Source organism: Streptomyces sp. NPDC002994 (assembly GCF_040611155.1).
In the GTDB taxonomy this organism is placed as follows: Bacteria; Actinomycetota; Actinomycetes; order Streptomycetales; family Streptomycetaceae; genus Streptomyces.
The window spans coordinates 92,842-106,851 of the sequence record NZ_JBEXNQ010000001.1 but is presented as its reverse complement, the minus strand read 5'-3'; the positions used below and the strand labels follow the sequence as shown (position 1 = coordinate 106,851).

The 14,010-nt window shown below is 70.1% G+C and carries 10 protein-coding genes; 5 read left to right on the top strand and 5 right to left on the bottom strand.

Going from position 1 to position 14,010, the window contains the following annotated elements:
- Positions 1 to 50: 50 nt before the first annotated feature.
- Positions 51 to 1,373, bottom strand: coding sequence for an extracellular solute-binding protein (locus ABZX79_RS00485; RefSeq protein WP_355249623.1), 1,323 nt, complete (start codon positions 1,371 to 1,373; stop codon positions 51 to 53).
- Positions 1,374 to 1,560: 187 nt separating this feature from the next.
- On the opposite strand from ABZX79_RS00485, the gene ABZX79_RS00480 reads away from it, so the two are divergent.
- The 4 genes from ABZX79_RS00480 to ABZX79_RS00465 all read left to right on the top strand — a co-directional run bounded on the left by ABZX79_RS00480 (position 1,561) and on the right by ABZX79_RS00465 (position 6,789).
- Positions 1,561 to 3,573: a beta-galactosidase gene (locus tag ABZX79_RS00480; protein WP_355249622.1), complete on the top strand. Its 2,013-nt coding sequence runs from the start codon at positions 1,561 to 1,563 to the stop codon at positions 3,571 to 3,573.
- 29 nt (positions 3,574 to 3,602) lie between these two features.
- Positions 3,603 to 5,171: an arabinogalactan endo-1,4-beta-galactosidase gene (locus ABZX79_RS00475; protein WP_355249621.1), complete on the top strand. Its 1,569-nt coding sequence runs from the start codon at positions 3,603 to 3,605 to the stop codon at positions 5,169 to 5,171.
- A gap of 252 nt (positions 5,172 to 5,423) precedes the next feature.
- Entirely contained in the window at positions 5,424 to 5,744 is a 321-nt protein-coding gene (locus ABZX79_RS00470; protein ID WP_355249620.1) for an L-rhamnose mutarotase, read from the top strand.
- Between the two features lie 13 nt (positions 5,745 to 5,757).
- On the top strand, positions 5,758 to 6,789 hold the full coding sequence (locus tag ABZX79_RS00465) for a LacI family DNA-binding transcriptional regulator (RefSeq protein WP_355249619.1): 1,032 nt from the start codon (positions 5,758 to 5,760) through the stop codon (positions 6,787 to 6,789).
- Between the two features lies 1 nt (position 6,790).
- On the opposite strand, the gene ABZX79_RS00460 is transcribed toward ABZX79_RS00465, so the two are convergent.
- Positions 6,791 to 7,744, bottom strand: coding sequence for a polysaccharide lyase family 1 protein (locus tag ABZX79_RS00460; protein WP_355249618.1), 954 nt, complete (start codon positions 7,742 to 7,744; stop codon positions 6,791 to 6,793).
- A gap of 308 nt (positions 7,745 to 8,052) precedes the next feature.
- Here ABZX79_RS00460 and ABZX79_RS00455 point away from each other — a divergent pair, with 308 nt between their 5' ends.
- The gene (locus ABZX79_RS00455; protein ID WP_355249617.1) at positions 8,053 to 9,057 is read left to right on the top strand and encodes a LacI family DNA-binding transcriptional regulator; all 1,005 of its coding nucleotides are present in this window, start codon (positions 8,053 to 8,055) and stop codon (positions 9,055 to 9,057) included.
- A gap of 27 nt (positions 9,058 to 9,084) precedes the next feature.
- Here ABZX79_RS00455 and ABZX79_RS00450 read toward each other — a convergent pair whose 3' ends face one another.
- From ABZX79_RS00450 to ABZX79_RS00440, 3 genes are read right to left on the bottom strand one after another with little or no spacing between them, the layout of a single operon-like run.
- Complete coding sequence (locus ABZX79_RS00450) at positions 9,085 to 9,792, bottom strand: hypothetical protein (RefSeq protein ID WP_355249616.1); 708 nt, start codon at positions 9,790 to 9,792, stop codon at positions 9,085 to 9,087.
- A 20-nt stretch (positions 9,793 to 9,812) separates the two neighbouring features.
- Positions 9,813 to 11,786, bottom strand: coding sequence for a beta-galactosidase (locus ABZX79_RS00445; protein ID WP_355249615.1), 1,974 nt, complete (start codon positions 11,784 to 11,786; stop codon positions 9,813 to 9,815).
- Complete coding sequence (locus ABZX79_RS00440; protein ID WP_355249614.1) at positions 11,786 to 13,963, bottom strand: 1,4-beta-glucanase; 2,178 nt, start codon at positions 13,961 to 13,963, stop codon at positions 11,786 to 11,788. Before ABZX79_RS00440 ends, ABZX79_RS00445 begins: the two co-directional genes overlap by 1 nt.
- Between the last annotated feature and the right edge of the window lie 47 nt (positions 13,964 to 14,010).

Sequence of the window (14,010 nt, the reverse complement as noted above, 5' to 3'; positions counted from 1 at the left end):
GCGCCCGCGCCCACGGGGGGAGCGGGCGCCGGACGGCGCAGGAACGACGGTCACTTGGCGACCTCGAAGCCCTGCTTCTCCAGGTCGGCGACCGTGGCGTCCTGCATGGTCGTGAGCGCGGCACCGAAGGACGACTTGTTCTTGGCGGCCTTGCCGAAGGCGTCGCGGAAGGTGGTGTACGCGACGTTGACGTTCGGGCCCCAGGCGGCGGGCGCGGTGGTCTTCGCGATGCCGGCGGCCTTGGTGTAGAAGTCGGGCTGGTTGGCGAAGTAGTCGGGAGCCTTCGCGAGGGCGCCGCCGGTCTGGGCCTTGGTGGCGGCGGGGTAGATGCCGCCCTCCTTGACCAGGGCCGCGAGCGCCTCGGGGTCGGTGTTGAGCCAGGCGGCGAACTTCGCCGCCGCCTTCTTGTGCTTGCTGTCGTTGGTGACGGCCGTGGTCGAGCCGCCCCAGCTGCCGGTGGCGGTGGAGCCCGCTGACCACTGGGGGAGCGGCGCCATGGCCCACTTGCCCTTGGTGTCGGGGGCGGCGGTGGTGAGGGTGCCGGGGGCCCAGACGGCGCTGACCCAGGCGATCTGGCCGCCGGTGTTGAGCGCCTTGTTCCAGGACGGGGTGTACATCGGCTGGTTGGAGATGGCGCCCTCGGCGACCAGACCGCCCCAGAAGTCCGCGACCTTCTTCGTGGCCGCGTCGTCGATGCCGACCTTCCACTTCTGGCCCTCGGTGGTCCACCAGGAGGCGCCGGCCTGCTGGGCGAGTCCCGCGAAGAGCCCGGAGTCGTTGGCGGAGAAGGTGGTGAGCGCCTTGTCCGGGGCCTTCTTCTTCAGCGCGCGGGCGGTCTCGGCGAAGTCGTCCCAGGTGGTGGGGACGGTGAGCCCGTACTTCTTGAAGAGGTCCTGGCGGTAGAAGAACATCATCGGCCCGGAGTCCTGGGGCACCGCGTAGACGGCGTCGGAGCCGAGCGTGGTCTGCTGCCAGATGCCGGCGGCGAACTCCTTCTCGATGCCGTTCACTTCACTCGATATGTCCGCGAGTACGTCGTTGCTCACGAGCGTCGGCAGCGTCTGGTACTCGGCCTGGACCAGGTCGGGGGCCTTGCCCGCCTTGGCCGCCGTGATGATTTTGGTCGTCAGGTCGTCGCCGGCCGCCTGCTTCTTCACCGTGACCTTGATCTGTGCTTCCTTGCCGGGGCCCGCGTTCCAGATGTCGGCGACCTTGTCCAGGCCGGGCGCCCAGGCCCAGTACGTCAGTGACGCCGGGCCGGACTCGGCCTGCGGCTCGCCGCTGTCGGGCGAACCGCAGCCGGCGAGGGTGGTGGCCCCGGCGGCGGTGGCTATGGCGATGGCCGCAAGGCGGCGCTGCAACGCGTACGGCATGGATGTTTCTCCCTGACCCGAGCGGCCTCCGCCGACTGCGGACGACCTGCCGTGGTTCTGTGAACGTTCACAGTAGAGAAACAGCACGGACACTTGTCAATGGTTGTTGCTGTGCGGTTATGTTGGGTTCTCGCCGCCGGTGATGGTCTGTGTACGTTCCCAGTTGATCGATTCTCAGGAGTGATCCATGTCGGCACCCAAGGGCCTGACCCGGCTCGCGTTCGGCGGGGACTACAACCCCGAGCAGTGGCCGCAGGAGGTGTGGCAAGAGGACGTCCGGCTGATGCGCGAGGCCGGTGTCACCATGGTCAGCGTCGGCATCTTCTCGTGGGCTCTGCTCGAACCAGAGCCGGGCTCCTACGACTTCGACTGGCTCGACCGGCTCCTTGACCTGCTCCACGAACACGGCGTACGAGCCGACTTCGCCACCCCCACCGTCGCCCCGCCCGCCTGGTTCTACCGGGCCCACCCCGAGGCCCTGCCCGTCACCGCCGACGGCGTCCGCCACGCCTTCGGATCGCGCGGCGCCATCTGCCACAGCTCGCCCGCCTACCGCCGGGCCGCGGCCGCCATCACCGAGCAACTCGCCCGCCGTTACGCCGACCACCCCGCCCTCGCGCTCTGGCACGTCCACAACGAGTACGGCGTCCCCGTCTCGGCCTGCTACTGCGCGAACTGCGCCGCACACTTCCGGCGGTGGCTCCGCGCCACCCACGGCAGCCTCGACGCGGTCAACGAGGCCTGGGGCACGACCTTCTGGGGCCAGCGGTACGGCGACTTCGAGGAAATCGAGCCGCCCCGCACCACCCCCACCGTCCGCAACCCGGCCCAGCTCCTGGACTACGCCCGCTTCGCCGACGCCACCATGCTGGAGAACTTCCGCATGGAGCGCGACATCCTGCACCGCCTCGCGCCGGGCATCCCCGTCACCACCAACTTCATGACCGCACTGACCCAGGGCGACGCGGTGGACTACTGGGCCTGGGGCCGCGAGGTCGACCTCGTCACCAACGACCACTACCTCATCACCGACGGCCGCCGCACCGAAGTGAACCTCGCCATGGCCGCCGACCTGACCCGCTCGGTAGCGGGCGGCGCGCCCTGGCTGCTGCTCGAACACTCCACCAGCGGCGTCAACTGGCAGCCCCGCAACCCCGCCAAGGAGCCGGGCCAGATGGCCCGCAACTCCCTCGCCCACGTCGCCCGCGGCTCCGACGGCGCCATGTTCTTCCAGTGGCGCCAGTCCCGGCGCGGCGCCGAGAAGTTCCACTCCGCGATGGTTCCGCACGCGGGCACCGACAGCAGGGTGTGGCGTGAGGTGGTGCGACTGGGCGCGGACCTGGAGGCGCTGGCGCCGGTGCGCGGCACCCGTACGGTCGCCGACGCGGCGGTGCTGTGGGACTGGGCATCGTGGTGGGCGCAGCGGCTGGAATGGCGGCCCAGCGAGGACCACGACGCCCGCGAACGCGCCGACTCCTTCTACGAGTCGCTGTACGACCGCCACCTGACCGTCGACTTCGCCCACCCGGCCGCGGACCTGTCCGGCTACCCCCTGGTCGTCGTCCCCGCCCTCTACCTCATGACCGAGGCCGCCGGCCGCAACCTCCGCTCGTACGTCGAGAACGGCGGCACGCTCGTCGTCTCGTACTTCTCCGGCATCGTCGACGAGCACGACGCCGTCCACCCCGGCCCCTACCCCGGTGCGCTGCGCGACGTACTCGGACTGACGGTCGAGGAGTTCTCGCCGCTGCTTTCGGGCGAGCGTGTACGTATCACCGGCCCCGGCGGCGCCGAGCTCTCGGCCGACGTCTGGACCGAGTTCGTGGTGGAGCGCGGCGCCGAAGCCGTCTGGACGTACGCCGACGGGCCCGCCGCCGGACGCCCCGCCGTCACCCGGCACCGGCTCGGGCAGGGCACCGCGTGGTACGTCTCCACACGCCTCGGCGCGGGCGACCTGGACCCGGTCCTGGCCGCGGCGGGCGAAGACGCCGGTATCGCACCGCGCACCGGGATCCCGTACGGCGTCGAGGTCGTCAGACGCGAGGGCGACACCGGCAGCTACCTCTTCGCGATCAACCACACGGCCGAGGACGCCAAGGTGGCGCTCGACGCCCCCGGAACCGAACTGCTCACCGGCGAACGCGCCACGGGACACCTCGCCGTCCCGGCGGGCGCGGTCCGCGTCGTACACCTCGACTGACCCGACCGAGCCGAAGGGACACATCGACGATGCACCACTACGCCACCCTCAGAGCCGCAGCCGTACTGGCCCTCACCGCCCTGATGCTTGCCGCGCTCCCCATGACGAGCGCGCAGGCGGCCACCGCCCCCGTCAACACAGGTTTTGAATCGGACGGCACCGGAACCGCCACACCCACCGGCTGGTCCACGTACTCCGCGGCGGGTCAGAGCAGCGCCTCCTTCACCGAGGCGGGCGGCCACAGCGGCAGTTACCGGCTGAGTCACTGGTCAGCCTCCGCGTACAAGGTCGAGACCTATCAGGCACTCACCGGTCTCACCGACGGCTCGTACACCCTCAGCGCCCGGGTGCGGTCCGGCGGCGCGCAGAACGCGACGTACATCGCCCTGCGCAACTGCGGCGGCACCGAGCAGCGCACCGACCTGCCGCCCACCCCCGACGGGCGGTGGATACGACTGGTGACCTCGGTCAAGGTGACCGGCGGCAAGTGCACCGTCAGTCTCAACTCGGATGCGGGCGCTGGCGGGTGGGCCAACTTCGACGACATCGCCTTCACGCGTGGCGCCACGGGTCTGACGGTCAAGGGCGGTGACCTCTCCACCCTCGCCAAGAACGAGGCGTACGGCGCCACCTACCGCTACGCGAACGGCAGCACCGGGGACGCCGTCACGATCCTGCGGTCGGCCGGCATGAACTACGTGCGGCTGAAGGTCTGGGTGAACCCCGCCGACGGCTACAACACCAAGAAGCAGGTCCTGGCCACGGCCGCGCGGGCCAAGGCGCAGGGCATGAAGTTGCTGGTCGACTTCCACTACTCGGACAGCTGGGCCGACCCCGGAAAGCAGATCAAGCCGGCGGCCTGGGCCTCGCACGGCTACGAGGCCCTCAAAAAGGATGTGTACGACCACACGTACGACGTCCTGAGCGCGCTCAAGGCTCAAGGGACGACAGCCGACATGGTGCAGATCGGCAACGAGCTCAACTCGGGGATGCTCCTGCCCGAAGGATCCACCAGCCAGTGGCCCCAGCTCGCGGGACTGCTGACGTCCGGTGCGCAGGCCGCGAAGGCCGCGTCGTCCACCACCCGGGTCGCCCTGCACCTGGCGGAGGGCGGCGACAACGCGGGCACCCGGTGGTGGTTCGACCAGGCTGTCACGCACAAAGTGCCCTTCGACGTCATCGCGCTCTCGTACTACTCCTACTGGCACGGCCCGCTCTCCGGCTTGCAGGCCAACCTGGACGACGTCTCCGGGCGTTACGGAAAGCCGGTCCTGGTGGCGGAGACGGCGTACGCACACACACTCGCGAACGCCGACTCCTTGGAGAACAACGTCGCCAGGAGCGACCAGCTCGCGGCGGGCTACCCGGCCACCGCGGCGGGGCAGGCGGCCAATCTGCGTGACGTCCTGAACGTCGTCGAGGCGGTGCCGGGCGGGCGCGGCCTCGGCGTCGTCTACTGGGAGCCGGCCTGGACGGCGGTCACGGGCAGCGGGTGGGACCCGGCGGACCCGTCGTCGGGCAACGCCTGGGAGAACCAGGCGCTGTTCGGCTACGACGGCAGGGCGCTTGTGGCGGCAAGCTGGTTCGCGCACCGCTGAGCCGGGGCTCCGCCCCAGACCCCGCTCCTCAAACGCCGGAGGGGCTGGAGGGTGCCGTCGAGCGGGGGCCTTCCGGCTCAGCGGGCAAATCCAGCCCGTCCGGCGTTTGAGGACACGCCCGGAGGGCGTCCGGGCCCGGGGCTTGCCCCAGTGGGCTTTGTGAATCGATTCATGCACCCGGTTAAGCCATGTAGGCTCTTCTGGATCCATCGCAGGAGCCATTCGGGAAACTCCGCCAGGAGGCAGGCATCGATGCAGCGCGTGTGCTTTGTGCTGAAAGTGCGCCGGGAACGGCTGGCTGAGTACCGGGAGCGGCATGCGGCCGTATGGCCCGAAATGCTCTCGGCGCTCTCCCGGACCGGCTGGCGCAACTACTCCCTCTTCCTCCGCGACGACGGCCTGCTCGTCGGCTACCTGGAGACGGAGGACTTCGCGGCCGCCCAGGCAGGCATGGCGAACGCCGAGGTCAACGCCCGCTGGCAGAAGGAGATGGCAGGATACTTCGAGTCCCTCGACGGCGCCCGGCCGGACGAGGCGATGCGGCCGCTGACCGAAGTGTTCCACCTTGCCTAGGAGTTCCGCCTTCATGGCCCAGCCGGTAGGTATCAAGGACGTGGCCCGCGCCGCCGGGGTCTCGGTCGGCACGGTGTCGAACGTCATCAACCGGCCCGAAACCGTCGCGGAACCGACCCGGGTCCGGGTGCAGTCCGCCATCGACCGGCTGGGGTATGTGCGCAGTGAGTCCGCGCGGCAGCTCCGCGCGGGCCGCAGCCGCATGATCGCCCTGCTCGTGCTCGACATGGGCAACCCGTTCTTCGTCGAGGTCGCGCGCGGCGCCGAGCGCGCCGCGCGCGACGCCGGCCTCGGCGTGATGCTCTGCAACAGCGCGCAGAGCCCCGCGGAGGAGGCCGAGTACCTGGCCCTCTTCGCCGAGCAGCGCGTACGCGGTCTGCTGCTCACCCCCGCCGACGCCACCGGCCGTAACATCGAGGAATTCCGCCGCCACGGCATCCCCTTCGTCCTCGTCGACCGGGTCGCCGAGGGGCAGAGCGAGTGTTCCGTCTCCGTCGAGGACGTCACCGGCGGGGCGCTTGCCGTACGTCACCTGCTCGACGCCGGGCACCGCGACATCGCCTTCGTGGGCGGCACCCTGCGGCTCCAGCAGGTCGCGGACCGGCGGGCCGGCGCGCGTGCGGCGCTCGCCGAGGCGGGCCTGAAGCCGGGAGCGCTCCGGGAGATCCCCACCGACCGCCTCGACGTGGCGGCGGGCCGCGACGCGGGAGCCCGGCTGCTCGGCCTCCCCGAAGGGCACCGGCCCACCGCCGTGTTCTGCGCCAACGACCTGCTGGCCCTGGGTGTGCTCCAGGCCATGTACGCGGCCGGAGTCGCGGTGCCCGACCGGCTGGCCATCGTCGGCTACGACGACATCGAGTTCGCCGCCGCCGCTGCCGTGCCCCTGACCTCGGTGCGCCAGCCGGCCCGCACCATGGGTGCCATGGCCGCCGAGCTGCTCCTGGAGGAGACCGAAGCGGCCCCGGGCGGCCATGACCACCGGAGCGTGGTGCTCAGCCCCGAGCTGGTGGTACGCCGCTCCAGCCTCCCCGAGCGCAGCGGCTGAACTACTGGAACTTCCCGGCGCCCGCCCCGTTCGTCACCGAGGCGACGACGGTGGACGCGGGCTCGGCGGTGTAGCTGTAGGGCGGGGTGGTGAACGAGCCCGTGCCGGAGATCTCGGTGGCCGCGCCGCCGAGGTCGTTGCCGCGCAGGACGGCGTAACCGTCGATGTCGCTGCTGCGGCTGGTGGTCACGGCGAGCTTTGTCGTACGGAAGACGTTGTTCTCGACGAGCATCTGGGCGCCCATGCGCGAGTGCACGGCGGTGTCGGCGCCCTGAACGTAGTTGTCGTAGAAGTGGCCCGTGCCGAAGCGCAGGCTGGGGATGCGCGAGTAGACGTTGCTGAAGTGGTTGTGGTGGTACGTCACCCGCAGGTGCCCGGTGTCCTCGGCGGCGTTGTTGTCGCTGTGACCCACCAGTGAGCCCTTGAAGTGGTCCTTGAACGTGTTCCAGGAGACCGTGACGTGGTCCGAGGCGTGCGTGATGTCGAGCAGGCCGTCGTAGAAGTCCTTGTCGTGGCTGCGGTCCGCGGAGAAGGAGTTGTGGTCGATCCAGACCTTGGTGGACTTCTGGACGGTGATCCCGTCGGCGGGTGCGACGGGCTTGCTGATGTTCAGGTTGCGGACGACGACATTGGTCTTCTCCTTGATCCGCAGCCCGCCGCCGGTGAGACCCGAGCCCGAACCGACACCGACAACCGTCGTGTTGGAGCCGATGTCGACCTGGCCGCTGAGGGATATCAGCCCGCTCACACGGACGGCCTTGGGGCTGTCGCCGCTGACGGCCGTTCTGAGGGCGGCAAGGGTGGAGACGGTGACGGGGGTGGCGTTGCCGCCGCCGGTGGTTCCGGCGCCGAAGCCGATGGGGGCCGTTTCGGCGGCTCCGGCGGACTGGGGAAGGGCGACGGCGGCAGCGAGTACGGCTGCGGCGGCCACGAGTGCGAGTCGATGAGTGCGCATGCGGGTGCGTCCCTTCACGGTGGGTTCAGCATGTTGGCTGTGGTTCCGTATCTTGGACGAACGGTGGCTGGAGAGCCGCTTGCGTTCGAGACAGCAGACGTAAGTCATGTCACTGAACGGAACGTAGAGTTGAAGCGCTTGCGCGTCAACGCCCGCCACCGACCACATCAGGCCAGATCCGAGTCGGCACGCTCACGGCAGTTGTCGAAGCGCTTCGACTCGCCTATGGACACGCAGCAGCTCTCGATCTAGGCTTCAGGGACCCCGCCTCGTTGAAGCGCTTCACCTCGTCAGCCTTGGAGAGCCGAATGGTCACCCTTGCCGATGTCGCTCAGCATGCCGGAGTTTCCGCCAGCACCGTGAGTTACGTCCTCAGCGGCAAGCGTTCCATTTCCCTGTCGACCCGGGAGCGGGTCGAGCGCAGTATCGACCAGCTCGGCTACCACCCGAACGCCGGCGCCCGCGCCCTGGCCAGCAGCAAGTCCAACATCATCGCGCTGATGGTGCCGCTGCGCACCGACATGTACGTGCCGGTGATGATGGAGATCGCGATCGCGGTCGCCACCACCGCGCGCACCCATGGATACGACGTACTGCTGCTCACCGGCGAGGAAGGCCCGGCCACCGTGCGCCGGATCGAGGGCAGCGCACTGGCCGACGCGATGATCCTCATGGACGTCGAACTGCACGACGACAGGCTGCCGCTGCTGCGTGAGACCGGCCGGCCCGCAGTCCTCATCGGCCTGCCGGCCGACCCCTCCCGGGTCAGCTGTGTGGACCTCGACTTCGAGGCGGCGGGCGCCCTGTGCGTAGAACATCTGGCGGGGCTCGGGCACCGCGAGATCGCGGTCATCGGCGAGGCCCCCGCGGTCTACGAAAGACACACCGGCTTCGCCGAGCGAACACTCACCGGCCTGCGCGAGCGCGGCCGCGAACTCGGTGTGCGGCTGCTGCACCGCCCCTGCGAGGGCAGTTACGCCGCCGTCGCCGCGACGCTCGCCCGGATCCAGGAGGAACGCCCCGGCACCACAGCCTTTGTCGTACAGAACGAGGCGGCCACCGACCCGCTGCTGGCCCTGTTGCGCCAGCAGCGCCGAGCCGTGCCCGAGGACGTCTCGGTGATGGCCATCTGCCCGGACCAGGTCGCCGCCCACGCCTCGGTGCCGCTCACAGCGGTCGCTGTCCCGGCTCAGGAGATGGGGCGGTACGCGGTCGAGCAGGTGGTCGCCAAGATCGAAGGGCGCGGCTCCGACGAAGTCGTCCTGCTGGCACCCGAGCTCACCGTGCGCGAAAGCACGGGTCCCCGGCCATGACCGGGGACCCGCCACGCTGACTACACGTCAGCGGCTTGCCACCGAAAACGAGTTCGTGCGGAAGTCGAGACCACCGGAGGACGAGGTGATCTCGTAACCGAACTGCACATCGCCGATGGTCTCGTTGCCCCACCAGCCCTTGGTGTCCTTGAGCCAGCGCAGGATGGGCAGGATGTTCACCGTGCCCGCCGACGAGTCGGAGGTACGCAGGAACGAGAAGACCTCGTTTGCGCCGTTGTTCCCCTTGTAAACGGTCCAGGTGTGGCCGCCGAGGGTTGCCGTGCCCTGTGCGGAGCCGAGGGCGCCGACATCACCGTTGAAGTTCATCCAGAGCATGACCTCGTAGTCGTAGTCGGAGTCCCAGATGTCGTACGAGGTGTTGTAGTCGCCGGCGGCCGGCACCGTGACGTTGTAGCTGCTGGTGAGCGAGGTCAGCGCGGAGAGTGGCTTGTTCACCACCTTCTTGGCGTTGGGGTACGACTTGATGCCGCCCGTGTCCGGGTGGTTGGCCCAGACTCCCCAGTTGGACGAGGAGTTGGCCCAGATCGTCTGCGAGCCGGCTCCCGAACCCCAGATGTTGTTGTAGAGGGTGTAGCCGTCGGCGGTCGAGTACGTGCCCCAGCGGTCCGAGGAGGACCAGGTCGCCGCGTGCGCGGGGGCGGCGGCGAATCCGACGAGCGCGGCGAACGCCGCTGTGGGGGCGACCAGACAGGTACGCAGAGTGCGTCGTGCCATGGTGGTTCCTTTCGTGGGGTTTACGGGGTTGTCCGGCTCAGGACGGCGACGCCGTAGCGTTCCAGGGTGAGACCGTCGCTCACCCGCCTGCCGGTCAACAGCTCCTGGTGGGAGCCGGGCACCTGTACCGTGACCGCCTCCCGGCTGTGGTTGAGCAGGAAGAGCAGCTCGCCCCGGCGTACGGCCTCGACCCCGGCCGGCAGTCCGGCCAGTACGGGCGGGACCCCCGCGTCGTCCGCGATCCGGCCGAGCAGCGCACGCAGCGCGTCGGGTTCCGGGAGCGTCGAGACGTACCAGGCGCGGCCGTAGCGGACGACGGCCGGGAGACCGTCGAGTTCGCCCCCCTTGTACGCCGCCACGACCTCGCCGCCCGCCGGCTCGAACTCCTCGGACCACAAGGTGGCGAGGAAGCCCTCGCACTCCACACGCTCGTCGGCGTCGAGCGGCCACCACTCATGGAGTGTGCCGATGCCGAGCAGCTCGCGCAGCCGGGCGTCCATGCCGCCTGCGCGTACCCGGTCGTCCTCGTCGGCGACCCCCGTCAGGAAGCCGCAGACCAGGGTGCCGCCGCCCCGTACGTACGACAGAAGGTTGTCGATCGCCCTGTCGGTGAGCAGATAGAGGTGCGGGACGACGACCAGGCGGTACCCGGTCAGGTCGTGCTCGGGGTGGGCGAAGTCCGTCGTACGCCCGGACTCCCAGAGGGCGCGGTGCCAGGCGCGTACGACCTCGGTGTAGTAGAGCTGCGTGGAGAGCCTGCCGTCCTGCTGCCCGGCCCACCAGGAGTCCCAGTCGTGCAGTACGGCGATGTCCGCGCTGATCCGGTTGCCCGCCACATGAGGGCTCAGGCGCGCGAGTTCGGAGCCGATGCGGCTCGTCTCCTTGAAGGTACGGCCCTCCTCCCCGGCGTGGGTGAGCATGCCGGAGTGGAACTTCTCGGCGCCCTGCCGGGACTGCCGCCACTGGAAGTAGCAGACTGCGTCCGCGCCATGGGCGACGGACTGGAGCGACCACAGGCGGTTCAGCCCGCGCGGCTTCGGGTGGTTGACGCCCCGCCAGTTGACCGCGCCCGCCGCCTGCTCCATCAGTACCCAGGGCCCGCGCGCCTGGGAGCGGGTCATGTCGCCGAGCATCGCGTTGTACTGGCCGCCGAGCGGGTCCTTCGGGTCCGGGTAGATGTCGACGGAGACGACATCCTCCTGCTCCGCCCACCGCCAGGCGTCCTGCCCCGACCACAGCGGCATGAAGTTGGTGGTGACCGGGATGTGCGGGGTGTGCCGGGCGACGATGTCGCGCTCGGCGGTGTAGCACTCCATCAGCGCGTCGGACGTGAAGCGCTTGAAGTCGAGTGTGTGGGCGGGATTGTGCATGTACTGCGCGCGGCGCGGCGGAATGATCTCCTCCCAGGCGTCGTAGCGCTGGCTCCAGAAGGCTGTGCCCCACGCCTCGTTGAGTGCATCGAGGGCGGCGTACTTCGTCCGCAGCCAGCTCCGGAAGTGGCGTGCGGTCTCGTCGCACCAGCAGTGCGTGCAGTATTCGTTGTTGATGTGCCACATGGTGAGGGCCGGATGGCCGGCGTACCGCGCCGCCAGGCCCTCGGTGATGGCGGCGGCGTACGCACGGTACGTCGGTGAACTCGGGCAGAACTGCTGGCGCGAACCCCACCAGACGGTCTGGCCCTGCTCGTCGCGCGGCAGCGTCTCCGGGTGGCGCGAACCCATCCAGGGCGGCGGCGACGAGGTCGGGGTGGCCAGGACGACACCGATGCCGTTCGTGTGCGTCAGGTCCATGAGCCGGTCAAGCCACCCGAACTCCCGTGCACCGGGGCGCGGTTCGATGGTCGCCCAGGAGAAGACGCCGAGCGTGACCGAGTTGACGCCGGCCCGCTTCATCAGCCGTACGTCCTCCTGCCAGGTCTCCTCGGGCCACTGCTCCGGGTTGTAGTCGCCGCCGAAGAGGATCCGGCCGCGAGTGGAGTCGTCGAGGGAGGGCATCAGGCGGGGTCTCCGTACTGGATGCCGCGGCCGTTGGTGCCGAGGTAGACGCGGCCGTGGATGCGGGGGTCACCCGTGATGGCTTCGCCGGTCCAGCCCCACTGGTGGCTGTCGTCGTTGATCCGTACCCAGGTGCGGGCCTCGTCGTCGGAGCGGTATACGCCCACGAACCCTTCGGTGGCGCCGGTGTGGAAGATCGCCGGGTAGCCGCCGGTCGTCGCCGCTCTGCCGAAGCCGAGGGTGTGCGAGGCCCAGCAGCTGGAGATCTTGGTGAAGCGGGCGCCCCCGTCGGTGGAGCGGAACAGGCCGTTCGACTTGGCCGAGAGCCACAGGTCACCGGTCCGTCCGGGGGCTGCGGCGATCTTGAACTGGGCGTCCCCGGAGGGGAGTCCGGTCGCCCGCGCGACGAAGGAGGCGCCGCCGTCCGTGCTGGCGAAGAGCGTTCCCGCAACGGTGTCGTACGCGTAGAAGCGCGCCGGATCGGCCGGGTCGGCCACCGGTGTGGCGCCCTTGGGAAAGGATGGCACCTCGACCCAGGTGGCGCCGTTGTCGGTGGAGCGGTGGGCGGGGTGCTTGGTCCCGTCCCAGTGGACGAAGGACCAGAGGAGGGTCTTGCCGTTCGCGCTCGTCGCGATCGGTCCGGGTGCGCTGCCGGCGAGGGACGGCTGGGCCGCGAAGGGCGCCCAGGTCCGGCCGCCGTCGTTCGAGTACGAGCCGTTCCCGTGATCGCCCCAGCCCGCCCGTACGACGTACGACGGTGCGAGCGCGGCCTGGGCGAGTCCGGTGGCCGATCCCATGACGGGGTTCGAGGCCATGCCTGACGGCGGCGAGGCCGTCAGCTGCTCGTGGTACATCACGCCGATGTCCCCGAGCCCGCTGATCAGATGGGCCGTACCGGACGGCGGCGAGATCAGCTGACGGACGGCGGCCTCCTCCAGGCCACGGATCTGCGGGGCCCAGCGGACCAGGTCGCGGGTGCCGTAGAGGGTGGCACCCGTGCCGTACACGATGTGTTTCGAGTCGTACGGATCGATGGCGAGGGTCTGTATCCACCAGCCGAACTTCGGTTGCGCCTCGCCCCACTTGAGGTAGGGCGTCTCAGTGACGTCGAGTACGGCGGTGTCCTTGAGCGAGGTCCAGCCGCGTCCCGCGTCGGTGGAGCGGAACAGGGTGTCGACCGCCGACCAGCGGTTGTTGGTGGAGACCACCACCGTGCCGGCGCGGGAGGCGTCGACCGACAGACCGCCGTACCCGAAGGCGCCCTTCTCCGGCGTCACGTCGGTCCACGTGCCGGTCACGGTGTCCAGGCGGTGGACGGAGCCGGCGGTCTGGTTGTTGGGGCCCGGCGTGTTGGCGTAGCTGACGTACAGGGCGCGGGTACGGGCGTCGTACGCGGCGTGGATGGGCACCTTGGCCGATTCGCCCGTCGGCTGACCGGGTACGGGCTCCCATCCCGAGGCCGTGGTGCTGCGCAGCAGCGCCGTTCCACCGTCGCCCCAGCCCGCGTACACGACACGGCCCGCGGCAGCGAGGAAGGTGATGCCCTGACCGGTCGCCGAGGGCTGGGCGGGGAAGGGGGAGGGGGCCCAGGTCGCGCCCGCGTCGGTGGACTTGAGCAGGCCGTCGTGCCGGGTGCCGAGCCATAGCGTGTCGCTGTTCCGCGGGTCGACGAGGAGGCGCTCGCCGGTGCCGCGGCCGTCCTCGTTGGCGCCGAGTTTCACGGTGAGGTCGCTGCGGCGCCAGGTGGCGCCCCGGTCGGTGGAGCGGAGTACGGCGCCGTTCCCGGCCCAGGGCTGGGCGTACGTACCGAGGGCGAGGTACAGCCGCTCGGGGCGGGCCGGGTCGACGGCCATGGCCTCGACGCCGAGCAGGTTCCAGTCGTCCCAGCCGAGATGGTCGGTGAGCGGGATCCAGGACGCGGTCCTGTCGTCCCACCGGTATGCGCCGCCGATGTCCGTCCGGGCGTACGCCAGCCCGCGTACGGCCGGGTGGAACAGCACGCCGGTGATGAAGCCGGTGCCGCCGATGAAGGCGTTGCGCCAGCGGTAGGGCTGGGCGGCGGCGGCCGCGCTGTCGGCTGCGCGCGCCGGACCCTGCACGGTCGGCAGGGCGGTGAGGGCGGCGGCGCCGGCTGCTCCGGCGAGCATGACTCTTCTGCTGGGGATAGGCATGGTCATGACAGTCAACTCTCCCTGGGTGTGGAGCCCGTCGTACCCGGCTGGAC